The sequence below is a fragment of the Hyalangium ruber genome (assembly GCF_034259325.1).
GTDB classification, from domain to species: domain Bacteria; phylum Myxococcota; class Myxococcia; order Myxococcales; family Myxococcaceae; genus Hyalangium_A; species Hyalangium_A rubrum.
The window spans coordinates 231,886-255,105 of sequence record NZ_JAXIVS010000015.1 but is presented as its reverse complement, the minus strand read 5'-3'; the positions used below and the strand labels follow the sequence as shown (position 1 = coordinate 255,105).

General features: G+C 69.4%; 16 protein-coding genes. 10 read left to right on the top strand and 6 right to left on the bottom strand.

What is annotated here, in order from left to right; genetic code table 11:
- Window position 1: 1 nt before the first annotated feature.
- Entirely contained in the window at window positions 2–496 is a 495-nt protein-coding gene (locus SYV04_RS35100; RefSeq protein WP_321550372.1) for a hypothetical protein, read from the bottom strand.
- 39 nt (window positions 497–535) lie between these two features.
- Window positions 536–1,360: an Ig-like domain-containing protein gene (locus SYV04_RS35095; RefSeq protein ID WP_321550371.1), complete on the bottom strand. Its 825-nt coding sequence runs from the start codon at window positions 1,358–1,360 to the stop codon at window positions 536–538.
- Between the two features lie 153 nt (window positions 1,361–1,513).
- Between SYV04_RS35095 and SYV04_RS35090 the strand changes: the two genes are divergently transcribed.
- The gene (locus SYV04_RS35090; RefSeq protein ID WP_321550370.1) at window positions 1,514–2,788 is read left to right on the top strand and encodes a M14 family metallopeptidase; all 1,275 of its coding nucleotides are present in this window, start codon (window positions 1,514–1,516) and stop codon (window positions 2,786–2,788) included.
- Between the two features lie 10 nt (window positions 2,789–2,798).
- On the opposite strand, the gene SYV04_RS35085 is transcribed toward SYV04_RS35090, so the two are convergent.
- Entirely contained in the window at window positions 2,799–3,350 is a 552-nt protein-coding gene (locus tag SYV04_RS35085) for a cysteine hydrolase family protein (RefSeq protein WP_321550369.1), read from the bottom strand.
- Window positions 3,351–3,414: 64 nt separating this feature from the next.
- On the opposite strand from SYV04_RS35085, the gene SYV04_RS35080 reads away from it, so the two are divergent.
- Both SYV04_RS35080 and SYV04_RS35075 read left to right on the top strand, forming a co-directional pair.
- On the top strand, window positions 3,415–4,647 hold the full coding sequence (locus SYV04_RS35080; RefSeq protein WP_321550368.1) for a cellulase family glycosylhydrolase: 1,233 nt from the start codon (window positions 3,415–3,417) through the stop codon (window positions 4,645–4,647).
- A 110-nt stretch (window positions 4,648–4,757) separates the two neighbouring features.
- Window positions 4,758–6,356 (top strand): serine/threonine-protein kinase, encoded by a 1,599-nt coding sequence (locus SYV04_RS35075; RefSeq protein ID WP_321550367.1) that lies wholly within the window; start codon window positions 4,758–4,760, stop codon window positions 6,354–6,356.
- 12 nt (window positions 6,357–6,368) lie between these two features.
- On the opposite strand, the gene SYV04_RS35070 is transcribed toward SYV04_RS35075, so the two are convergent.
- Window positions 6,369–10,010: a VIT domain-containing protein gene (locus tag SYV04_RS35070; RefSeq protein ID WP_321550366.1), complete on the bottom strand. Its 3,642-nt coding sequence runs from the start codon at window positions 10,008–10,010 to the stop codon at window positions 6,369–6,371.
- A gap of 60 nt (window positions 10,011–10,070) precedes the next feature.
- Entirely contained in the window at window positions 10,071–11,600 is a 1,530-nt protein-coding gene (hutH, locus tag SYV04_RS35065) for a histidine ammonia-lyase (protein WP_321550365.1), read from the bottom strand.
- 135 nt (window positions 11,601–11,735) lie between these two features.
- Here hutH and SYV04_RS35060 point away from each other — a divergent pair, with 135 nt between their 5' ends.
- The 4 genes from SYV04_RS35060 to SYV04_RS35045 all read left to right on the top strand — a co-directional run bounded on the left by SYV04_RS35060 (window position 11,736) and on the right by SYV04_RS35045 (window position 16,637).
- Window positions 11,736–12,995: an aspartate kinase gene (locus SYV04_RS35060; RefSeq protein ID WP_321550364.1), complete on the top strand. Its 1,260-nt coding sequence runs from the start codon at window positions 11,736–11,738 to the stop codon at window positions 12,993–12,995.
- A 2-nt stretch (window positions 12,996–12,997) separates the two neighbouring features.
- Entirely contained in the window at window positions 12,998–13,408 is a 411-nt protein-coding gene (locus SYV04_RS35055) for a ComEA family DNA-binding protein (protein ID WP_321550363.1), read from the top strand.
- A gap of 9 nt (window positions 13,409–13,417) precedes the next feature.
- Window positions 13,418–15,292 (top strand): zinc-ribbon domain-containing protein, encoded by a 1,875-nt coding sequence (locus SYV04_RS35050; RefSeq protein WP_321550362.1) that lies wholly within the window; start codon window positions 13,418–13,420, stop codon window positions 15,290–15,292.
- Window positions 15,293–15,458: 166 nt separating this feature from the next.
- Window positions 15,459–16,637 (top strand): glycosyltransferase family 2 protein, encoded by a 1,179-nt coding sequence (locus tag SYV04_RS35045; RefSeq protein WP_321550361.1) that lies wholly within the window; start codon window positions 15,459–15,461, stop codon window positions 16,635–16,637.
- A gap of 13 nt (window positions 16,638–16,650) precedes the next feature.
- On the opposite strand, the gene SYV04_RS35040 is transcribed toward SYV04_RS35045, so the two are convergent.
- The gene (locus tag SYV04_RS35040) at window positions 16,651–17,550 is read right to left on the bottom strand and encodes a C40 family peptidase (protein ID WP_321550360.1); all 900 of its coding nucleotides are present in this window, start codon (window positions 17,548–17,550) and stop codon (window positions 16,651–16,653) included.
- A gap of 129 nt (window positions 17,551–17,679) precedes the next feature.
- Here SYV04_RS35040 and SYV04_RS35035 point away from each other — a divergent pair, with 129 nt between their 5' ends.
- The 3 genes from SYV04_RS35035 to SYV04_RS35025 all read left to right on the top strand — a co-directional run bounded on the left by SYV04_RS35035 (window position 17,680) and on the right by SYV04_RS35025 (window position 23,215).
- Complete coding sequence (locus SYV04_RS35035) at window positions 17,680–19,371, top strand: HEAT repeat domain-containing protein (protein WP_321550359.1); 1,692 nt, start codon at window positions 17,680–17,682, stop codon at window positions 19,369–19,371.
- A 49-nt stretch (window positions 19,372–19,420) separates the two neighbouring features.
- Window positions 19,421–21,511 carry an ATP-dependent helicase gene (locus tag SYV04_RS35030; RefSeq protein WP_321550358.1) on the top strand — a complete coding sequence of 697 codons (2,091 nt, stop codon included), beginning with the start codon at window positions 19,421–19,423 and terminating at the stop codon, window positions 21,509–21,511.
- A 90-nt stretch (window positions 21,512–21,601) separates the two neighbouring features.
- Window positions 21,602–23,215, top strand: coding sequence for an Hsp70 family protein (locus SYV04_RS35025; protein ID WP_321550357.1), 1,614 nt, complete (start codon window positions 21,602–21,604; stop codon window positions 23,213–23,215).
- Window positions 23,216–23,220: the final 5 nt, after the last annotated feature.

The window sequence follows — 23,220 nt, the reverse complement described above, 5'->3', positions numbered from 1 at the left end:
GCTACTCAGCGCAGGGGAAGGAGGTGCTGAACGTCTTGCTGCTCTTGACTCCAGGCCCGGTCAGGGTCGCCGTCACCTTGACCTGGGAGGAGCAGTCATAGGGCAGCAGGAAGGGCACGGAGGTGACGCCGTTCTCGGACAGGGCGGACAGCTTGCGAGACTGCGTCACCTTCCAGCCGGGATCCTTGCCAGTCGCCTCCGAGGACTCCGTGGGGGCGCTGGCGCTCAGCTTCAGCACGAGCGCTCCCTCGCCCTCCCAGGTTCCCTGGATGCGGACCACCAGGACGGCGTCGCTGTTCATCCCGTAGGGGTCGGAGGACTCCTCGGGCGGCACGAGCGCGTCCTTCTGGCGGTCGAAGACCCGAAGCTGGATCTCCTGGATCGAGACACCCGCCGCGGGCTGGGGCTTCGCGGCGGGCTGGCTCCAAGCGGAGGGTCCCGTGCCGAGCAGCAGAGAGCACGCCAGTACGAGCAGGTTCCATCCTGTCTTCTTCATGGGGCTCCTCCTGAGGGCACGGGGCGAACCGCTACGACGTTACTTCTTCACCGTGAGCTTCGTCTCCGCGGTCTTCTCGCCGTTCTTCACGGTGATGGTGGCGACACCGGGCTTCACGCCGGTGACCTTGCCGGTGGCGTCCACGGTGGCGATCTTCTCGTTGCTGCTGGCGAAGGCGTGGGTGACGCCCTCGATGTTGGCGCCCTCCGCCGTCTTGGCGAGGACGGTCAGCTGCACGCTCTCGCCGACCTTCACGTTCGCGGGAGCCGCGTCGAAGGCCACCGAGGCGACCTCGGGCAGCTTCACCGTGACGTCGATGTTCTGCTTCAGGGCGCCGGAGGTCGCCGTCACCTGCGTGGCGCCCGGGGCCTTGGCCGTCAGCGTGGTGCCGCTCACCTCGACGATCTTGGGATCGGCGCTGACGAACTCCACCTGGGCGCCCTGCACCGGGCGGTCCGCGTCATCCTGCACCTGCGCCTCCAGCGTCGCCGTGGAGCCCAGCCCGGTCAGGGTGACGGGCGAGCCCTTGACGGTGATGGCCGCGGGGATGACGGCCTCCACGGGCACCTTGGCGGTCTTCTCCGCGCCCGAGACGGTGATGGTCGCCGAGCCGCTCTTGACCACCGTCACGATGCCGGTCGCGTCCACCTTGGCGATCTTGTCGTCGCTCGAGGCGAACGTGAACTTCGTGTCCGGCAGCGGCTGGCCATCTGCGGTGAGGCCGGAGGCCTTCAGCGGGATCTGCTTCCCCGCCTCGGTGGCCGACACCGTCGGCGGCTGTACGTCGATGCGCTCGACCTTCTTGCAGCCAGATACCAGCGCCACGAGCGCGATGACCGACAGGGAATGGATGAACGTCTTCATGGATGTTTTGCCTCCCGCTCGTGTCTGATGACGAGCGATGGTGTTGAGAAAAACTTGCAGTCCCAAGGACCGGGCACGAGGCCCGAATGCCCATAGCAAATCATTCGAGACGGTGCATACGTTCATCTGAAACGCTTTGAATCCAAACGGCTCATGATCGAGATCTCCTCTCCCGCGACGCTCTCCGCCCTCTGGGAAGAAGTCCGCCTCCCGGAGCGGCCTCCGCTGCCGCTCGTTCGCCATGCGCAGGTGGAGGCGTGGGTGCGGAGACTTCCGCCGGACCTCTTCCAGGTGGAGGTCGCCGGGCACTCGGTGGAGGGGCGCGCGCTCTACCACGTTCAGGTGGGCCAGGGCCCGAGGCAGGTGCTGCTCTGGTCGCAGATGCATGGCGACGAGCCCACCGCCACGACGGCGCTATTCGAGGTCTTCGAGTACGTGCGGCGCTACCGTGAGCACCCGCGGGTACAGGAGCTGCTGTCCACGCTCACGCTGCACGCCGTGCCCATGCTCAACCCCGATGGGGCCGAGCGCTTCCAGCGCGTCAACGCGCAGGGCATCGATATCAATCGAGATGCGCTGAGGCTGCAGACGCCCGAGGGGCGTACGCTCAAGGCGCTGCGGGATCGGCTTCAGCCCTCCATTGGCTTCAACCTGCACAACCAGGACTGGCGCACGTCGGTGGGGACGAGCGGCAAGCCGGCCTCCATCTCGCTGCTCGCGCCGGCCTTCGATGCGGCCCGCAGCGACAATCCCGGTCGCCTCCTCGCCAAGAAGCTGTGCGCGGTCATCCGGGACGCGGTCGAGGCGCTGGTGCCTGGGCAGGTGGGGCGCTACAGCGACGCGTTCGAGGTGCGTGCCTTTGGCGACAACATGGGGCTCTGGGGTACGCCCGCGGTCCTCATCGAGACGGGACCCTGGGCCGGGATCGACGCCGACGCTCCGCTGCTGCGGTTGAACTTCGTGGCCCTGGTGTCCTCGCTGGAGGCGCTCGCCAGTGGCCAGGCGGAGCAGGCGGACCTGGGGCGCTACGACTCCATCCCGCTGAACGACGGGAAGGGGCTGTTCCACGTCGTCGTGAAGGAGGCCCACGTCTTCGGTGAGGCCGGGGAAGCCTTCATCGGGGACATTGGCATGACGGCCTTCATGGCGGTTCGGCAGCGGCAGGGCGCGCCGGTCGCCGTCATCGCGGGACAGATCGCGGATCTGGGAGATCTGCGCGTATTCGGGGCCGTCGAGACGGTGGACGGCCGTGGGCTCACGGCGGTGCCGCTGCCTCCCCGAGGCGCGAGGGAGGGGGATCTCATCCCCCTGCCTCCGAGGAGCCTCTGCGGGGTGAAGGTGGGGCAGCCCGCCGAGCTGATGCTGCTGCGACCCGCGAAGTCCGCTGGGATGTGGCGGGTGGAGCGCATCGTCCGCTTCGAGCGGTGACGCTCGCCGCTCAGCCGCGCCGGGAGAGAATCTCGCTCGTGGTCTCCACCCGGGCCACCAGCGAGCCGAGTGCAGCCAGGAAGGCGTTGTGTACGGTGCGCCCGGGGATGAGCTCCTGCCCCGAGCGCAGATCCGGGGCGGCGCAGGCATCGGCGGCCACGTAGGTGTTGAAGCCGAGGTCCGCGGAAGCGCGCGTGGCGGCGTCCACGCACATGCTCGTCATCATCCCGCAGATGACGACATCGGTGATGCCCCGCTCCCGGAGCACGCTCTGCAGCGGTGTCTCCTTGAAGGAGTTGGCGTAGTGCTTGACGATGAGGCGCTCGCCCGGAAGCGGCTTCACGTTGGGGTGGATCTCAGCACCCTCGGTGCCGGGGACGAAGAAGGGCGCGTTCGGAGATTGGAAGAGGTGCTGGATGTGGATGAGCTCCTCGCCGCTCTTGCGGAAGCCCTCGATCAGCTCTCGGGCCCTCAGGCTCGCTTCCTCGGCGCCGACGAGCTGCATCTTGCCTCCCGGGAAGTAGTCCTTCTGGATATCGATGACGAGCAGTGCGCGCTTCATGTGTCCCTCCTGAACGCTTCGGGGTTGGAGCCTTCTACCACCCCGGCGATAGGCTCCGGGCCCTATGCGCTCCCGCTGGGTCCTGACCTTGATGCTGCTCACGGCCTGTGGCGAGGATCTCGCGGAGCAGCTCGAGGCGGAGGCCTCCGACTGTGAGGTGCAGCCCGCGGTGCGGCTGGGAGAGGCGCCGTCCACGGCGGTGTTTCTCAACGCGTACTACCTCCAGGAAGAGGCCACGAGGGCGCTGCGCCAGGAGCTGACCGAGTCACCCGTCCTGGAGGAGACGTTCTCGAAGGCCGTGGCGCTCGGCGCCTGGGGGGTGCGCACCAGCGGCTTCAACGACGCGCGGAGCAAACAGGGAGACTCCGCCATCCAGCTCGCTCCCGGGGTGTACGACGAGACCAGCTTCCGAGGGTTGGACTGGGTCCTGACGCGCGCGGCCCACCATGGGGTGAAGCTCGTTCTGACACTCGGCAACTACTGGGACGCCTATGGCGGAGCGCGTCAATACGTGGAGTGGGCCGGGCTGCCTGCGCCGCAGGAGGGTGACTCGCGCTTCTTCACCGAGCGCGCGGTGATCGAGCACTACAAGCGGCACGTCACGCACGTGCTGTCCCGCGTCAACACCTTCGATGGGATCCGCTACGGCGAGCACCCGTCCGTGCTCGCCTGGGAGTTGCTCAATGAGCCGCGCGGGGTGGGGCTGGATCGGCAGGGCGAGGCGATGCGGGCCTGGGTGGACGAAGTGGCCGAGGTGGTACACACCCATGCGCCCGGCCATCGGGTGGGCACGGGGGAGGAGGGCTTCGACGTCTCCGGAGACGGCTATGACGCGGCGTTCTGGGGGCTGATGCCCTCGGAGCTGCTCTTCGGGTCCTCGGTGAGCTTCCGGCGAAACACCGCCTCTCCGCTCATCGACTTCGGGGGCGCGCACTTCTACCCGGAGCTGTGGGGCATCCCCAGCGACGCGACGGCCCGGGCGGGAGCACGCTGGATCTCGGACCACGCCGCCCTGGCGCGCGAGTTGGGCAAGCCGATGTTCCTGGGGGAGTTCGGCCTGCGCAACCAAGGGGACTTCTCGCTGGAGGAGCGGCGGGCCCTGTACCGGGGCTGGCTGCGCTGTGCGTGGCGGGCGGGCGTGGGAGGGCTCGCTCCGTGGATGTTCTCCTATGACTCCCGCCCCGATGCGTGGGACGCCTTCACCTTTTATTACCGGGATGGCACCGCTCCGGAGCACCCGAGCAACCGCTATGCGGACCTCGTCATCGAGGCCACCGGACGCACTGGGGAGCGCTGAGCCCTCCGCTGAAGCCTCCCTGTCAGGTCCGTTGTCCACGGAGAACCTGCTGGATGGCCCAGCAGGGGGGAGTCCTGTTTCCCACGGGTAGTGATAGAACACGCACTCTGATGGTGCATCTCGGGCCCGATATCTCGCAGCCCTCGGCCTTCGCCGTGAGCGCGGCCGCTCCTGAGGAGGAGCGGGCGTTCCTCCAGCGTCGCCTGGTGTTCCTGTTCAAGACGCTGTGTCTCCTCGCCGCCGGCTTCTACGCCATCACCACGTTGGCCGCGCTCCTGACGCTCGAGCTGCCGTGGCTACACGTGCTCATCGCCCCCAGCTTTGCCTTCCACCTGGCCAGCATCGGGGTCTCCTTCTGTTTCTGGCAGGCGTGTCGCGGTGCGCCCCGCTCCCTGCGGATCCTGCGCGCGTTGGAGAGCGTGGGGCTCTTGGGGGCACTCTTCCTCCTGAAGCTCGATGCCTTCAGCGAGGGGGATTCCCACTCCCTGCTGCTGGGCACCAACGCGGTGCTGATCTGCCGCGCGGTGATTGTTCCCACCTCCGTGCGCCGGACGCTCTGGACTTCCATGGCGGGAGCGCTGCCGGACGCGGTCTTCCTGGCGCTGATGCGGGCGGGTAGCTCCGATGGCTACCTCCTGGTCGCGCTGGATGCGCTGCTCTGGAGCGCCATCGCCGTCATCATGGCGAGCCTGGTGACCCGGGTCATCTACGGCCTGCGCCAGCAGGTGCGGGATGCGCGCAAGCTGGGCCAGTACACGCTACTCGAGCCGCTGGGCGCCGGGGCCATGGGCGATGTGTACCTGGCGAGCCACGCGATGATGCGCCGCCGCACCGCCATCAAGCTCTTGCGCGCCAACACGGATGGCCAGGGCCTGGTGCGCTTCGAGCGCGAGGTGCAGCTCACCAGTCAGCTCACCCACCCGAACACCATCGCCATCTACGACTACGGCCGCACCCAAGAGGGGCTGTTCTATTACGTGATGGAGCACCTGGAGGGCATGGACCTGGAGCGGTTGCTGGCCGGCTCGGGGCCACAGCCTCCCGCGAGGGTCATCCACATCCTGCGCCAGGTGTGCGGAGCGCTGGAGGAGGCCCATGGCCTGGGGCTGCTCCACCGCGACATCAAGCCGGCCAATCTCTTCCTCTGCCGGCGCCGGGGTGTGCCGGACATGGTGAAGGTGCTGGACTTCGGGCTGGTGAAGGAGCTGGGTGCCTCCGAGGAGTCCGGCTCCCATCGGCCCCACGTGGTGGCGGGGACTCCGCACTATCTGGCTCCCGAGGCGATCACCACGCCGACGAAGGTGGACGGGCGAGGCGACCTCTATTCGCTGGGGGCGGTGGGCTACGCGCTGCTCACCGGTGGCCATGTCTTCATGGGGCAGACCGCGGCGGAGATCTGCTCGCACCAGGTGAACACGCAGCCGCTCCCTCCCGATATCCGCTCGGGGCGTGAGCTGCCGCCGGACCTGTGTGGCATCATCCTCCGCTGCCTGGAGAAGCGCCCGGAAGCCCGCTTCGCCAACGCGCGTGAGCTGCGGATGGCGCTGGAGGCGTGCGCGGACGCCGGGCGCTGGACGGAGTTGGAAGCCGAGCTGTGGTGGGACAGGAACGGCGAGACGCTGGAGAAGACCGTCGTACGCCGCAACCCGCTGGCCCTCACCGGGACGCAGACCGTGGTGAAGGATCTGGACGGACGCGTGGCGGCGTAGGGCTCCTGCCGCTCAGGGATTGGACTCCGCGAACGGCTTGAGCATCGCTGGCGCGGCGGGCTTGGGTCTCTCCGCCGCGATCAGCTCCTCCCGGCGCAGCAGCAGCAGCGCGTTCTTGTTGGGGAGGATGCGCACCTGGAAGCGCCGGCGGTAGGTGTCCTCGGGAGTGAAGACGCCCCGGTCGCTCACCAGCAGCAGCGCCGTGGGCACCACGTACCGGGACGAGTTGTTGCCGTAGTAATGCACCACCACGTGGTACGGGCCCGGTGCCGCCTTGGGCGCTTGGTACAGCTCGGGCCCCAGCCCGTCCGTGATGTCCCAGAAGAGCTTGCCTCCCAGGCGCGTGTCCCGGTGCGAGTAGTAGCAGCGCTCGCCGGTGGGCTCGATGACCCAAAGATCGATGTCCGTGCTGTCCGAGTTCCAGTGCGTGGTGAGCTGGTAGTCGAGCGGCCGGGAGTTCGGGGCCTGTGATGGCTTGCTGGGGTCCTTCAGCTCCGAGGCCCGGCTGCGCAGCTGGAGAGCCAGGGCTTCCGCGCGCGGGTGGCGCGCCAACGCGGAGAGCATCCGCGAGTAGTGGTACGCCGCGACCGTCTTCACCTCGGTGGGGTGTCGGGCCCATGACCGCGCCAGGACGATCTCGTAGTTGCGCGCGGCCTCCGCGTAGCGCCCCGCGGCATCCAGCGCCAGCGCCTCCTCGAGGAACGCCTGGCCCTCGAAGGGCCGGTTCAGCCGCACGTGTTCGAAGAGCTCGGCGGCCGCTGGGTACTGCCCCAGCGCCAGCATGCCGTAGCCTACCAGCCGCAGCGCTTCCGGATCCTTCGGGCGTAGCTCCACGGGCGAGGAGAGCGCGCGCACCGCGCCCCAGGTGTCTCCCGAGAAGGCCCGCTTGCGCGCGATGGCCTCGTACACCAACACGTCGTCCCGGTTGTCTCTCCGGGCCCTGCGATACGCCAGCTCCGCCTGAAGCCGTTCCTCTCCGCCCGCGTAGGGCTCATCCCGCAGCGGCTGGCGCCGGAGGAGGGGAGCCAGCCCTGCTTTCAGCTCGGTCAGCCGCCGCACCAGGGCACGGCCCGCATCGGGCACTTCGTCCAAGGCGATGCCCAGCAGCTTGTCCCGGCGCTGATCCTCCTCCTTGCGCCGCAGTCCTTCCAGGTTCTCCAGGTCCACCTGCTCGTTGCGAACCGCGTAGCGGGTGTAGTCGCCCTCCGACTCCAGGATGAGCATGGAGGCGCGTGAGTTGGCCAGGCGGTAGTGCTGGCTGAGCGCCACCACCATCCGGTCCAGCCGCTCGTCGTCCAGCGAGGTCAGCCGGCCCACGAACAGCTCCGCCCAGGCCCTCGGCGCGAAGGGGCTGTCCTCCTCTCGCGGCAGGGGCACGCGCAGCACGCGCTCTTCCGAGCCGGCGTGCGTCACCACCTCCAGCTCCGCCGTGCCTTCCGCTGGCAGCCGCCCGGCTACCTGCAACTCCTGTCCGGGGAAGAGCAGGTGGGGGCGGCCCGCCACCACCAGATCCTTCACCTCGGTTCCCTTGACGGCCACTCGCGCCAGCACCACCGAGGCAGCCCGGTGGGCATTGGCGGCGGCGTTCACCTCCGAGCCGGAGAGCACGGTGACCACCCGGCCACCACTGGCACGCGCCATCGCGTCGAACAGTTCCGTGTTCACCGCCGCCTCCCCGAAGCGGTAGCTCACCCAGCGCAGCGTCTCCACGCTGGGGTGGCGGGAGATCAGCGCGTCGACCCGGCTCTGGCCCCAGGTGACGTTGCCATCCGAGAGCAGGAACGCTGTCACCCGCTCGGTGGGCTGGGCCGGCTTGAGCCACTCGCGCCCGGCCCGGTCCAGCTCCTCCAGGACTCCGTCCACGTGCGAGGCGCCCTCCAGGAACATGCGCTCCAGCTCCGAGAAGGTCTCTTGGCGGTGCGCGGCGTCATTGGGCCGCCAACCCGGCGCGTGCAGCCAGCGCGAGCGCACGTCGAACAGCAGCACTGCGTACTCCTTCAGCGTCGGGTCTTTCTCCAGCAGTGCGCGCAAGGTGGCCGCCTGGAGCGCCCAGGCGTTGCCGTCTTCCGCCGACAGCGAGGTGTCCACCACCAGCACCGCCCGTCCGGTGGGAGCGCCCTCCGCACCCGAGGTCAGCCGCTCGGGCAGCCGCACGCGCGTGTAGAAAGCATGGCCCGGCAGTCCCGCCGCGTCCTTGCCCACCAGCACGTCGGCCTCCGCGTTCTTGGGAGTGAGCGCCACCGCCAGCGCGCCGTCACCCTCCAGCTTGGAGAAGTCGTACGCCTGCCACGGACCGAGCGCGCGTGCCTGGGTGCCCGGCTCTGGCTGCACCAGCACCTCCGTGGTGTGGCGCGGGTCCACATGCACTCGCGCGGATACCTGCAGGCTCTTCCCGGCTTCGGTCGGCAGCGGCCACGTGTAGCGCAGGCGCTGCCCGTCGAAGAGCAGCGTCTGCTCGTAGGCGATCACCACGCGCTTGAGGCTCTTGGGAGGCAGGGGGAACACGCGCGCGCTGAAGGTGGAGGCTCCCGCCCACTCCAACAGCGCAGGGTCCACGTTGCGCCGCACCACCTCCTCGTACACCTCGCGCGCTCGCTTCTGCTCGACGACCCGGGCCTCCTGGCGCTCGCCCCAGGCGTACTTCGCTCCGGGCTTGCTCGGCGGCGCGGCGGCTCCCAGCTCCGCGATGTTGGCAGAGTCTTCTCCCAGGGCGGGCAGCAGCTCCGAGGATTGGAAGAGCGAGGGGGCTCGCACCGCCACGGCATCGGAGTACATGGCGAAGCCCGCCACCGCCGCCCCTCCTGGCAGCGGGTAGTAGAAGGTGCCTTCCAGGGTACGGTTCGTGTCGTTCTCGAACAGGTAGTCCACCACCGTGCGTGCCCGGGCGCCTTGGATGTACGTCACCACGCGTACCGCGCGCGTCTTGAGCGGCTGGTAGCGGCCCGACTCGTCCGTCACCAGGACCTTGGCCGCTCGGGGCGCCGCCTCCACCTTGGGCAGTACCGGCGCGGGCGGCGCGGGGCTCGCGGCGCTTTGAGCCTTCGAGGCGAGCTCTTTGACCTTGGCGGGAGGCGGTGGGGGGGCATAGGCAGGCGCACCATCACTGCCTCCGCTGCCTTTGATGATCTGGATGATCTCCCGGCGCTTCTGCTCGAGGACGCGCGGACGCGCCTCGGCCTGTGGAGAAGAGCCTCCGCTACCGGGGCCCGCGGAGGCACGAGGCGAGAACGCAAGGGCGTCCTCCAAGGACTCCCCTTCCTCGGCGCGGTCCTCGGTAACGGGTTCGCGAGGCCTGGCGGCAAGGGCGTTGCTCGGCGCGGGGCGCGGGGCTTCTCGCGGAGGCTGTGCGGAGGGAGCAGGTGCTCCCGTGGGCGAAGCCATCTGAAAGAGCTGGGCCTCGGTGACCTCCTGCGGATCCGCCACGGAGTCGCGCAGCTCCGCGAGATCCACCTCGCCCGTGTCGGGTTGGCCGGGGGCCGTCGTGGGGGCCGCGATGCCTGCTTGCGCGAACCGCTCGGCCTGCTTCGGGTCAAGACGTGTGGGCGGCTTGGTGGCCTCGGGAGGAGGTGGCGGAGTGGAAGAGCCACGCTCACAGCCTCCCAGGGCAAGGAATCCCGTCAGCAGCAGGGCGGTGGATAGGCGCGCGAGGTGCATGGCTGGGACGTTAGCTCATCGTCCCAGGTAGGCGCAGGGGAGGGGGGATGACGGCCCGGCTCACTCCCGGGTGGCGGCGTGGACCGTCTCCAGCAGCTCGCCCGAGTCGATGAGCTTGCTCACCGCCTCGATGTCCCGGTGGAGCTCCCGGTCCTTCTCCATCGTGGGCACCTTGCTGCGGATCAGCTCATACGCCGCCTGCGGCCCGCGCCCCGCCTTCACCGGCTGGCGGTAGTCCAGCGCCTGCGCCGCCACCAGCAGCTCGATGGCCAGGCACGAGCGCGTGAACTCGGACACCTGCCGCGCCTTGAGCGCCGCCGTCATGCCCATGGACACGTGGTCCTCGCGGCCCGCGGAGGACGGGATCGAATCCACCGAGGCCGGGTGGCTCAGCACGCGCGACTCGGCCACCAGCGCCGCGCTCGTCACCTGCGCGATCATGAACCCCGAGTTCAGCCCCGAGTTCTTCGCCAGGAACGGAGGCAGCCCCGACAGCGCCGGGTTGACGAGCTGCTCCACCCGCCGCTCGCTGATCGCCGAGAGCTGCGTGAGCGCCATCGCCGCCACATCCAGCGCCAGCGAGATCGGCTGCCCGTGGAAGTTGCCGCCCGAGACGATGCGCTCCGAGTCCACGAACACCAGCGGGTTGTCCGTGGCGCTGTTCACCTCCACCTCCAGGATGCGCCGCGAGAAGGACAGCCCCTCGCGCGCCGAGCCGTGTACCTGCGGCATGCACCGCAGACTGTACGGATCCTGCACCTTGCTGCAGTTGGCGTGAGACTCCACCAGATCGCTGCCCGCGAGCAGCCGCCGCAGGTGCGCCGCGCACGCCTTCTGCCCCGGGTGGGCGCGCACGTCGTGGATCTCCGGGATGAAGGGCTTGTGGCTCCCCAGCAGGCCCTCCAGCGTCATCGCCCCCGCCACGTCCGCCAGATCCGCCAGCGCCTCGGAGCGCAGCTGCAACAGCGTGCCCACCGCGCACATCGCCTGGGTGCCGTTGACCAGCGCCAGGCCCTCCTTGGCCTCCAGCACCACCGGCTGGAGCCCCGCGCGCTCCAGCGCCACCCGCGCCGGCAGCCGCTCGCCCTGGTAGAACGCCTCGCCCTCGCCGATGAACACCAGCGCCAGGTGCGCCAGTGGCGCCAGATCTCCCGAGGCGCCCACGCTGCCGCGCTCGGGTACCACCGGCACCACGTCTCGGTTCAGCATCTCCAGCGCCAGCTCCAGCGTCTCCGAGCGGATGCCCGAGAAGCCCTTGGCCAGCACGTTGCACCGCAGCAGCAGCAGCGCCCGGGCCTCGGGCAGCGGCAGCGGCGAGCCCACGCCGGCCGCGTGCGACAGGATGAGGTTGCGCTGCAGCTCGCGCAGATCCTTCTTGTCGATGCGCACCTCGGCCAGCGTGCCAAAGCCCGTGTTGATGCCGTAGGACGGAGTGTCCCCCGCGGCCACGCGGTCCACCAACGCGCGGGAGGCGCGCACCCGCGAGGCGGCCTCGGGGGCCAGCTCCACCTTCACGGCGTGGCGGGCCACCTGGAGGATCTCCTCCAGCTTCAGGGTGTCTCCATCGATGAGTAGGCGGGGCAGGGACATAGGAGCTCCAAGGAAAAGGGCGCGCACCCTAGCGCAAACCCGAGGCACCGGCAGCCACGATGGGCCACTGCGCCTTTGACAGCGGGGGATGCGCCCAATAGGGTCCGCCCGTCAAGCAGGTAGGAGCCAGGCACCTTGGCACTCATCGTCCAGAAGTACGGCGGTACCTCGGTGGGAGACACCGAGCGAATCAAGAACGTGGCGCGCCGCTGCATCGCGGCCCAGAAGGCCGGACACGATGTGGTGGTCGTTGTCTCCGCCATGTCCGGCGAAACCAACCGGCTGCTCAAGCTCGTGTCGCAGATCACCGAGCGGCCCAACGAGCGCGAACAGGATGTGGTGGTGGCCACCGGCGAGCAGGTGTCCATCGGCCTGGTCGCGCTGGCAATCCAGCAGCAGAAGCGGAAGGCCGTCAGCTTCCTGGGCCATCAGGTCCGCATCACCACCGACAGCACCTTCTCGAAGGCTCGCATCAAGAGCATCGACGCGGAGCGCATCGTCCAGGCGCTGAAGAAGAAGAACATCGTCGTGGTGGCGGGCTTCCAGGGCCAGGACGAGGAGGGCAACGTCACCACGCTGGGCCGAGGCGGCTCGGACACCACGGCGGTGGCGCTGGCCGCGGCGCTCAAGGCCGACGCTTGTGAAATCTATACGGACGTGGACGGCGTCTACACCACCGACCCCAACGTGTGCCCCGCGGCGCACAAGCTGGACCGCATCTCCTATGAGGAGATGCTGGAGCTGGCCAGCGTGGGCGCCAAGGTGTTGCAGATCCGTTCGGTCGAATTCGCGATGAAGTACAAGGTGCCCCTGTGGGTGAAGTCCTCGTTCACGGACGACCCGGGCACACTGGTGTGTGAGGAGGACTCTTCGATGGAAGACGTGCTGGTCAGTGGAATCGCCTACGACAAGAACGAGGCGAAGATCGCCATCCGTGGCGTTCCGGACGTGCCGGGTGTGGCGGCGAAGGTCTTCGGCGCCCTCGACGAGAAGAGCATCGTCGTGGACCTGATCGTCCAGAACGTCTCCAAGGACGGCCGCACGGACCTGACCTTCACCGTGGGCAAGGCGGACCTCACCAAGGCCAAGGACGTGGTGAAGAAGATCGTCAAGACGATCAAGGCCGAGGGCATGGAGACCGACGACCAGGTGTCCAAGGTGTCCATCGTCGGCGTGGGCATGCGCAACCACTCGGGCGTGGCGGCCAAGATGTTCACGGTGCTGGCGGGTGCTGGCATCAACGTGCAGATGATCTCCACCTCGGAGATCAAGGTCTCGTGCGTCATCCACTCCAACTACACGGAGCTGGCGGTGCGCGAGCTGCACAGCGCCTTCGGGCTGGACAAGCCCCAGGGCGAGGGCATCTCCGAGCCCTCCGTCGCCGCCAAGGGCTAGTCGTGAACCGTACCGCCGCGCTGGCCGCCGCGACGCTGGGGTTGCTGGCGTTGGGCGTTCTGGCGCGGGGGTGGTGGCCGAGCTCCGCTCCGGCGCTGGACTGTGAGCCCGGAGCGGTGCGCATGGTGGAGGGCGTGGCCGTGTGTGGCGAGGGAGCCCCGCCCACCGGCGCGCAGGCCTTGGCGCTCGGGCTGAAGCTGGATCTCAACTCCGCCACCGAGGAAGAGCTGGCCCGGTTGCCCGGCGTGGGGCGCTCGCTCGCGCGCAAGCTGGTAGAGGCCCGGGAGGCTGAGGGGCGCTTCTCGAGCTGGGAGCAGGTGGACGCCGTCTCGGGCGTCGGCGCCGCCAAGCTGGAGACCCTCCAGGCAGCCACCGAGCTACGAGAGGCGCCGGAGTCGGGGCGTGTGTGGTAAGCACGCTGCGTGCAGATCGGCTGTCCTCAGTGCTCGATGCAGTATGAACTCGACCCTCGGCTGTTACCGCCGGCGGGCGCTTCGGTGCAATGCACGCGCTGCAGCTTCGTCTTCACGGCCACCCCGTCCGGGAAGGTCCTCGTCCCCCCCCAGGCCCAGAGCGCGCAAGGGGGCTCGACGGCCAGGGTAGGGGAGGTCTCCCGTACCTCCTCCGCGAGCACCACTCGCATCTTCGGCATCCCCCAGGGGACCGTCTCGCCGCCGGCGGAGCGGAGTGCCTCCGCGAGCCAGTCCACGCGGATCTTCGGAGTGCCCCCGGGTCTTTCCCGTGCCCCCGCCGCGCCTGCCGCTCCGCCGCCGGACGACTCCGAGAAGACTCCGGCCTATGGGACGCTCGCGGAGGGCCTGCCGGGCGGGGAGATGGGAAAGACCCAGGTGTTTGGCGCCCCTCCGCCCGCGCGAGTGCCGCCGGCCACCACGACGCAGGTCTTCGGAGCGGTCTCCGTTCCATCTCCCGCCACCACGACGCAGGTCTTCGGGGCTCCCTCCCTTCCGCCCCCAGCGCCGCCACCCACCACGACGCAGGTCTTCGGCGCCAGCGCCATCCCTGCTTCCCCGGCTGCTCCCGCCACCACCCAGGCCTTCGGGGCCTCGCAGATCCAGGCCGCCGATCGAGCAGCCGGGGTCTCCGTCCCCAGCCAGGACGCGGGAGGCACCGTCCCGTGGATGGTCGAGTCAGGCGCTGGCGGCAAGCAGGGGCGAGGGAAGACCGGCGAGAGTCGGGCCGCCGCGCCCCGCGCCGCGCCTGTCGACCTACCTCCCCAGGCTCCTGTCCCCTTGCCCACGCCCCCTCCCGTGGCGCTCCCGCCGGAGTCGCCCGTGGAGTCGCGAGGGGGGAGCGCCACCGGCTCGCGTCGCGGCTCCGCGCTCACGTCCCAGGAGATCTTCGAGCGCCTCGAGCGCGAGAGCCCCGCCCAGGAGGCACCTGAAGGCCCCGGGGTCGGGCGCTACCTGCTCATCCTGGCCGCCGTGGGCGTGCTCGCGCTGACGGCCTGGCTCACCTACCCAGTCTGGCGCAACCAGGGCTCGGAGCTGCCGGCCGAGGCCCTCACCACCAAGGACCAGGCGGTGGCGCTGCTGCGGAGGGACGATGCGGCTTCGCGCGAGCAGGCCCTCGAGCAGTTGCGCGCGTTGGTGGTCCGGTTCCCCAAGTTCACCGAGGCCCAGGCGGAGCTGCTGGTGGCGCTCGCGCTGCAGCTCGATGACTCCCAGGTGGAGCTCGCGTGGATCAGCGAGCAGCAGACGCGGCTGCGCCGGGAGATCGCCTCGCTGCAGCTGGCCCAGGCTCCGGCCGACTGGGAGAGTCGCGTCAACTCGAGGAAGGAAGAGCTGGAGGCTTTGGGGGAACAGCGGCGGCCCCTGGAGGCTGCGATCGGGCAGCTGACGAAGCAGGGCCAGGAGGCCCTGATGGTGATTCGCGCGGCGCCGGAGACGGAGCCCGCCGCCGATGTGGTGGCGCGGCTGAAGGCGCAGGCGGTCCACGCGGGCGTCACCGGCAACCCCCAAGCGCTCGCGCTCGCGGAGCGGCTGCGCAAGGTGGAGAACCCCTCGCACTGGAGCGCCCTGTCGCTGGCAGAGTACGGCCTCAACGCTGGCTCGCCGCCCTCCGCGCTGGAGGAGCTGTCCGAGGCGCTGCGAGAGGTCCGGGAGCGGGACAACACCCTCATTCGGGCCTATGTGCTGGGAGCGCGGCTGGCGCTAAGGCAGCGGGAGCCGGCCGTGGCACGGAGCCTGCTCGACACGGCGCTGGCGCTCAACCCGAACCACGCGCTTGCCCGCAAGCTCCAGCAGTGGTCGGCCACCCTGGGCACGATTACGCCCTGACAGGGTTTCAGGCCGACCTCCGGACGGGCTGGAAGAAGTTCAGTCTTGCACGCCCCATGACGCAGGGCGCCTCTTGGCTTCCGAGGGAAGTCCGCCCCTTGGCTCCGGCATGTCCTTTGCTGCTCCCTGACCGAGCCCGAAGTCTGGGTCCTGGGGAGGCGAGGCGATGGCGGAGGTTTTCTTCTGGTGTGCCGCCCTGTTACTGCTGCACACCTACTTTTTCTACCCATTGTGTCTGGTGGCTATCGATGGGGTCGCGCAGGCGTTCTACAACCTGCGCTCGACGCGAGCTGCGAAGCGGGAGCGTGAATCCAAGACGGGGCTGGTGCCCTCGGTGAGCCTGGTGGTGGCCGCCTACAACGAGGCGAGCTGCATCCAGCAGAAGTTGGAGAACAGCCTGGCGCTGGACTACCCGGCGCACCGCTTCGAGGTGCTGATCGGCTCGGACGGCTCGACGGATGGGACGGATGAGCGGGTGAAGCAGTGCCCGGACACGCGGGTGCGGCTGTCGGCGGCGGCGCGGGCGGGGAAGACGACGGTGCTCAACCGCTGCATCCCCATGGCGATGGGGGACATCATCGTCCTGTCCGACGCGAACACGATGATCGAGCCGGAGGCCATCCAGGCCCTGGTGCGCCACTTCGAGGATCCAGAGGTGGGCGCGGTGTGCGGCAAGCTGCGGCTCTACAACCCGACGAAGAAGGACTACGAGGAGAGCGCGTACTGGAACTACGAGTCGCTCATCAAGTTCTACGAGGGCAAGCGCGGCTCGGTGGTGGGCGCCAACGGCGGGCTGTACGCGATTCGCCGCACGCTCTTCACGCAGTTGCCGCCGTCCACCATCGTCGATGACTTCGTGATTCCGCTGCGCATCCTCGAGCAGGGCTACAAGGTGGTGTACGAGGCCGAGGCGGTGGCGCACGAGGAGACGACGGAGGACTACGGCAAGGAGTTCGGCCGTCGGGCGCGCATCGCGGCGGGCAACTTCCAGAGCCTGAAGATGGTGCCGGGGCTGCTGCTGCCGACGGCGGGCTTCCCGGCGTTCGCCTTCTGGTCGCACAAGCTGTTGCGCTGGTGCGCGCCGGCGCTGATGGCGGTGGCGCTGCTGGCCAACCTGTTCCTGCTGGACAGCGTGTTCTACCGGCTGACGCTCTTCTCCCAGGCGATGTTCTACGCGCTGGCGTACCTGGGGAAGGCCGGGGTGCTGAAGGGGACGGGGAAGCGGATCGCCTCGGTGGCCTACTACTTCGTGACGATGAACCTGGCGATCGTGGTGGGCTTCTGGCGCTTCCTGCGCAACGCGCAGAAGGCGGCCTGGGATCGCACCGCGCGCCCCGCCGCGTAGCGGGCGCGAAGGACTACCGGCGGGCCACGGCCACCGGCGCTGCCTTGGGGGTGGGCAGCACGGTGGCATAGGCCGCGAAGAGCTGCCCGGTGAGGGCGAAAGTCCTCCCGGGCCCCGGGGCCCGCAGTGTGTCGTTGATCACCTGCCCGGAGCGCGGATCCTTGGCGACCCGGGGCTTCGAGAGGTTCATCCGGTAGCGCATCACGCCGCGACTCACGCGGTGGATGACGGTGACGGTGCCGTCGGCGGCCACCTGGTCCACGATTCCCACGTGGGTGAGCCCGTCGTTGCGCCGGCCGTCGCGGTTCTGGTCGTAGGTCTCCCGGAAGAAGACGAGATCTCCCGCCGAGGGCCGGCCGCCGGTGTACACGCGGCCGTGGGCCTGGGCGTAGCGGTAGAGCGCGGTGACGCCGTTGTCTCCCGGCTTCGCGCCGCCGCGCAGCGAGATGCCCGCCTGCGCATAGGCGGCCTCGACGAGCCCGGTGCAGTCGGAAGGAAAGGTGCGGCCCGCGGCCTTCACCTGGGTCTTCCCCACCAGTCCGCGCGCGGTGGCGAGCACCGTCTCCCGCGCATCGCGAGACACGACCGGACGCGGAGCGGGCTGAGCGCGCTTCTTCGGCTCGGGGCGCTGGGCGCGAGACGTGGCGGGGGTGGGGGCAGGGGCGGCGGACTCCTCTCGCTTCGCCACGACGGGGCGAGCCTCGGCCGGAGCGGGAGCCGGAGCCGGAGGCGTCTGAACGACCGCGACCGCGGGCTCCTCGCGCTCGGGGGGAATGTCGCGCGGCATGGCGGAGGGGGTGGCGGGGCGGTAGCGCATGGCCTCGAAGGCCATCCTCCCGCCCATGGGCGGCGGAGCTCCGGTGGCGCACCCCGTCATCCACACCATCCCAGCCAGTAGCGCGATGTACCTCATGCAACCTCCCTGTGAGTCCACGGGCCCATGGTCCGGTCAGGAGGCGGTGTCGTCAAAAAACCTACCCAAGCAACCGTGCGTGGAGGCTCGGTTTTTCCGTTTCCGGACAGGTGGGATAATGGTGGGGTGATGGCCAGGCCCCTTTCGCTCGCGGTGCTCCTTTTCCTCACCGGTTGCGCGTCCGGCGCGTTCCAGCGCGCGAGGGATGCGGACACGGTGGAGGCGTACCGCGACTTCCTGCGAGAGCACCCGAAGGACGATCTGGCCGAGGCGGCCGAGGCGCGCATCGAGGAGCTGGAGTTCGCGCGGGCGAAGAAGCTGCACACGGTGCTGGCCTACAAGCGTTTCCTGGAGGAGCACCCGGAGTCGGCGCATGAGCGCGCGGCGCGCTCGCTCTTGGAGGGTTTGCGTTTCAACGCGGCGAAGGAGGCGGGCACGGCGGCGGCGTGGCGCCAGTTCCTGGCGGATCACCCGGAAGGGGCGCAGCGCGACGAGGCGAAGCGGCTGCTGGCGGAGGCGGAGCAGAAGGAGCTGGCTGTCTCCGAGGATCCGAAGCAGCTGTCGGCCTTCCTGCGCGAGGCGGGGGATGATCCACGGCGGCAGGAGGTGGAGTCGAAGCTGGACGATCAAGCCTTCACCCAGGCGAAAGCCTCGGGGGCGGCGAAGCTCTTCGGGTACCTGCGGGACTTCCCGGCGGGGCGCCACCGCGAGGAGGCCAAGGTCCGGCTGCTGGATCTAGAGGTGGAGGGCCTGCTCGTCTCGGGGCTGCTGGAGGAGGCCGAGGCGCGGGTGAAGACGCACCCGCTGGGCCCTCAGCTCAAGGACTTCCCGGAGCGCCTGAGCCGGGCCCGGAGCGCGCGGGAGGCGCTCGCGAACCGCGAGCCGCTGGTCCAGGCTGCGCACGTGGGGCACTACCTGAGAGCGCTCGAGGATCTTCAGCGCGCGCTGGGAGCACCGGATCCGCTGGATCGCTGGCAGGCGGCGGAGGAGCTGGGGCAGCACGTCTCGGTGCGCGCCTTGGATCCGCTGCTCAACGCCTTCCGCACGGCGCGCAACCCGCTGATCCGCCTGCGGGCGCTGGAGAGCCTCCAGAGCGTGCTCCGGGGCCTGCCGCGTTCGGTGGCCGAGTACGAGGTGACGGCGCGGCTGGAGAGCATGCGTGAGCGGGCGGGCAGCGCGGAGGTGTACCTGGCGATCGCGGCGCTGCTGGACCTGAGCGGGCAGTTGGAGCTGGCGGCCACGGAGTACCAGCGGGCCTTCGACACGGGGAACCCGGATCCGGTGGTGCTGCGCCGTTGGGTGCAGATCCGCCAGGAGCGGCGGCAGCCCTTCTCGGCGGCGGTGGCGGCGCGGCAGCTGGCGCTCTGGTCGCTGGAGGTGGCGCGCGAGGAGGTGGTGTCCACCGAAGGCGGAGTGCCGCTGGCCTCGGCCCGGCAGCTCTGCGCGGCGTCGGAGAACGCGCGCTTCGCCGCGGACGTGATTGCCCGGGTGCGCAAGGACACGACGGAGTTCCCCGAGGATCTGAACAGCTTCGAGCGGACGGTGACGGACGCGGTGAAGCTCTCGGAGGCGCGGCTGGCGGACGCGGAGCTGCTGCTGCGCGAGCGCAACCCGGACGCCCGCCTGTGCCGGGATCGCCAGGTGAGCGAGCGCCTGGGCAGCGCGGTGAAGGAGCGTACGGCGGCGCTGGAGGCCGTGGGCGCGAAGCTGCCGAAGCTCGCCCCGGTGCTCCTGGAGCTGGCGAGGGATCGGGATCCGTCTCCGGAAGTGCGCGCGGTGGCGGCCTCTCGCCTCTCGGCGCTCTCGTCGCGCGGGGACTGAACGGATTTTCCCTGCCCCGTCGAGGGGCGACGGTTAGAGTCCGAGCCCCATGGCCACGCGCACCTACACGCTCAAGGTCGCCTCCGGCGCGAAGCCCGCGCTGCGGATCGATTACGCGGCGCTCCTCAACGAGGAGCAGCTTCGAGCGGTGGAGGCGGGGGACGGGCCGGCGCTGGTCATCGCGGGAGCGGGCTCGGGCAAGACGCGCACGCTGACGTTCCGGGTGGCGCGGCTGCTGGAGCGGGGGATTCCGCCGGAAGGAATCCTCCTGCTCACCTTCACCAACAAGGCCGCGCGGGAGATGACGCGGCGGGTGGAGGAACTGGCCGGAGGCTTCGTGGACGTGCGGCGCATCCTGGGCGGCACCTTCCACCACGCGGGGCACGTGCTGCTGCGGCAGTACGCCCAGAACCTGGGCTTCTCGCAGTCCTTCACGGTGCTGGACCGGGAGGACGCCAGCGATCTGATGGCCTCGTGCATCGCCGAGCGGAAGGTGTCGCGCGAGAAGCGCTTCCCCCGGGCGGAGGTGGTGCTGGACATGGTCTCCACGGCCATCAACCTCCAGCGCTCGCTCTCACAGGTGATGGTGGACGACCGGCCGCAGTTCCTGCCGCTGGCGGAGGAGGTGCTGGCGACGGCGGTGCGCTTCCAGCAGCGCAAGCAGCAGATGAACCTGATGGACTTCGACGATCTGCTGCTGCACCTCAAGCGGCTGCTGGCCGAGCACCCCGCGGTGCGAGCGCAGCTCGTCGAGCGCTTCCAGTGCGTGTTGGTGGACGAGTACCAGGACACCAACCGGCTCCAGGGAGACCTGGTGGATCTGCTGGCCGGGGAGCGAAAGAACCTGACGGTGGTGGGAGACGACTGCCAGTCCATCTACAGCTTCCGGGGCGCGGACTTCACCAACATCATCGACTTTCCCCAGCGCTACCCGGGCTGCGGGGTGTACCCGCTGACGCGCAACTACCGCTCCACGCCCGAGATCCTCGAGCTGGCCAACGCCTCGATCGCCCTCAACCTGCGCCAGTTCCCCAAGGAGCTCAGCGCCGAGCGGCCCAGCGGTCCGCCGCCGGTGGTGGTACCGACCAAGGACGTGGACGAGCAGGCGGCCTTCGTCGCCCAGCGGGTGCTGGAGCTGCGGGACGAGGGGCTGCCACTGGAGGAGATGGCGGTGCTCTACCGGGCACACAGCCACTCCATGGAGCTGCAGCTCGAGCTGACGCGGCGGGGCATTCCCTTTCGGGTACGCTCCGGGGTGCGCTTCTTCGAGCAGGCCCACATCAAGGACGTGCTGGCCCACCTGCGCTTCGCGCAGAGCTCTGGGGATGAGCTGGCCTTCAAGCGGGTGGTGAAGCTGGTGTCGGGGGTGGGGCAGGCCACGGCGGAGTCCCTCTGGACGGCCGTGCTCGGCCTGCCGCCGGAGCTGCCCGTGAAGGAGAAGCTGGAGCACCCGGACGTCCGCCGCCACGTGCCGCGCCGGGCCTCCTCGGGGTTCGCCCGCTTCAGCTCACTGATGGCCCGCCTGGGCCGTGCGGACTCCACCCGCACTCCGGGTCAACTCATCGAGGACGTGCTGACGGGGGGCTATGGGGAGTACCTCCGGGACGAGTTCGGCGCCGAAGGGCAGCGCCGCGAGGAGGATCTGCGCCAGCTGGCCGAGTACGCGGGCCGCTTCGAGGACCTGCCGCGCTTCCTCTCGGAGATCGCCCTGGTGTCGGAGTTCTCCGCCGAGGACGCCGTCGCCGCGGAGGAGCCGGACGAGTTCCTCACCCTGTCCACGGTCCACCAGGCCAAGGGGCTGGAGTGGAAGGCGGTCTTCGTCATCTGGCTGGCGGAGGGGCGCTTCCCGCTGGTGACGGCCATCCGCAACCCGGAGGAGGAGGAGGAGGAGCGGCGCCTCTTCTACGTAGCTGTTACTCGGGCCAAGGACGAGCTGGCGCTGACCTACCCGCTGACGACCAACCCCCAGGACGGGGCGCGGATCATCCTCCGCCAGTCGCGCTTCATCGAGGAGCTGCCGGTGGGGGCGGACGCTCCGTATGACCGACTCATCCTGGAGGCGATGGAGACGCCGGTGCTCCCCCGCCTGGAGGGCGCCAAGGCGCTGCCCCCCAAGCCGGATCCGGAGTCCCAGGAATAGCTGGCGGCCAGAAACGCGCATGTCGCGCGGTGTCGTGATACAGAGTCGGGCTGGGCGGTGAGTCTCCTGTCGGCTAGCGCCTGGAACCTCATGGCGGACAAACCTCGCATCATCGGGATCGACCTGGGCACGACCAACACGCTGGTCGCGTCAGTGCGTAACCGCATCCCGAAGATTGTCCCCACCGATCGCGGCAACCTGATCCTGCCGTCCGTGGTCGCGCTGTCGTCCAAGGGAGACATGCTGGTCGGCGGTATCGCCAAGGACCAGATGGTCACCAACCCGAAGAACACGCTCTACGGCACCAAGCGGCTCATCGGGCGCAAGTACCACTCCAAGGCGGTGGAGGAGCTCAAGAGCTACTTCCACTACGACATCGTCGAGGGCGCGGACGGTGACGCGGCGGTGGCGCTCGGGGGCAAGACGTACTCGCTGCAGCACGTGGCGGGGCTGATCCTCGGGCAGGTGAAGACCATCGCCGAGCAGTTCCTGGGAGGGCCCATCGCCGAGGCCGTCATCTCGGTGCCGGCCTACTACAACGACAACCAGCGCAACGCGGTGAAGGAGGCGGGGCGCCTGGCGGGCTTCGACGTCAAGCGCATCGTCAACGAGCCCACGGCGGCGGCCCTGGCCTACGGCTTCAACCGGGGCCTGGATCAGAAGATCCTGGTGTACGACCTGGGCGGCGGCACCTTCGACGTGTCCGTGCTGCAACTGACGGGCAACGTCTTCGAGGTGCTGGCCACCGGCGGCGACACCTTCCTGGGCGGCGTGGACTTCGACAACCGGGTCATCGACTACGTGCTCCAGAAGTTCCACGAGGCGCACGGGATCGATCTGGCGCAGAGCCCCATCGCGATGCAGCGGATCAAGAACGCGGCCGAGGCCGCGAAGATCGATCTCACGCTGCGCCTCAACGTGGTCATCGATCTGCCCTACATCGAAGAGCGCAAGGGCAAGCCGATCGACCTGCGGATTCCGCTGACCCGCGACGTGCTCAACGCGCTCACGGGCGATCTGGTGGCCCGGACCTTTGAGATGTGCGACCGGGTGCTGGAAGAGAAGGGCATCAAGCGCACGGAGATCGACGAGATCATCCTGGTGGGCGGCCAGAGCCGCATGCCGCTGGTGCAGCAGAAGATCCAGGAGCACTTCGGCAAGCCGCCGCGCAAGGGCGTGCATCCGGACGAGTGCGTGGCGCTGGGCGCGGCGCTGCTGGCCGACTCGCTGGGCAGCCTGGACTCGGTGACGCTGCTGGACGCGCTGTCGATGCCCATCGGCTACGGGCTGCCGAACCTGCGGGTGCGGCGCATCATCGAGAAGAACTCGGCCATTCCGCTGGTGCGCAGCTTCCGGCTGCCGGCGCCGAAGGATCCCAGCTCGCAGTTCATCGAGCTGGACATCTACCAGGGCGACAGCGACCTGATCGTGGACAACGAGTACCTGGGCACGGTGCGTGTTCCCGCGTCGGCGGCGGGCCGGAAGATCGACTTCAAGCTGACGGAGGAGTGCCTGCTCCAGGTGATGGTGGAGGAGGGCTCCGCCATGAAGCGCTTGGAGCTGGCCACCCGGGATACACCCGCGGATCTGAAGCGGGCGATCGCGGAGTCGATGCCGAAGGAAGAGGTCGGGCAGCCCCAGCCGCAGCAGGCGGCGGAAGGTGGCAGCCTCCTCTCCAGCATCAAGGCGTTCTGGAAGCGGTAGGGAGA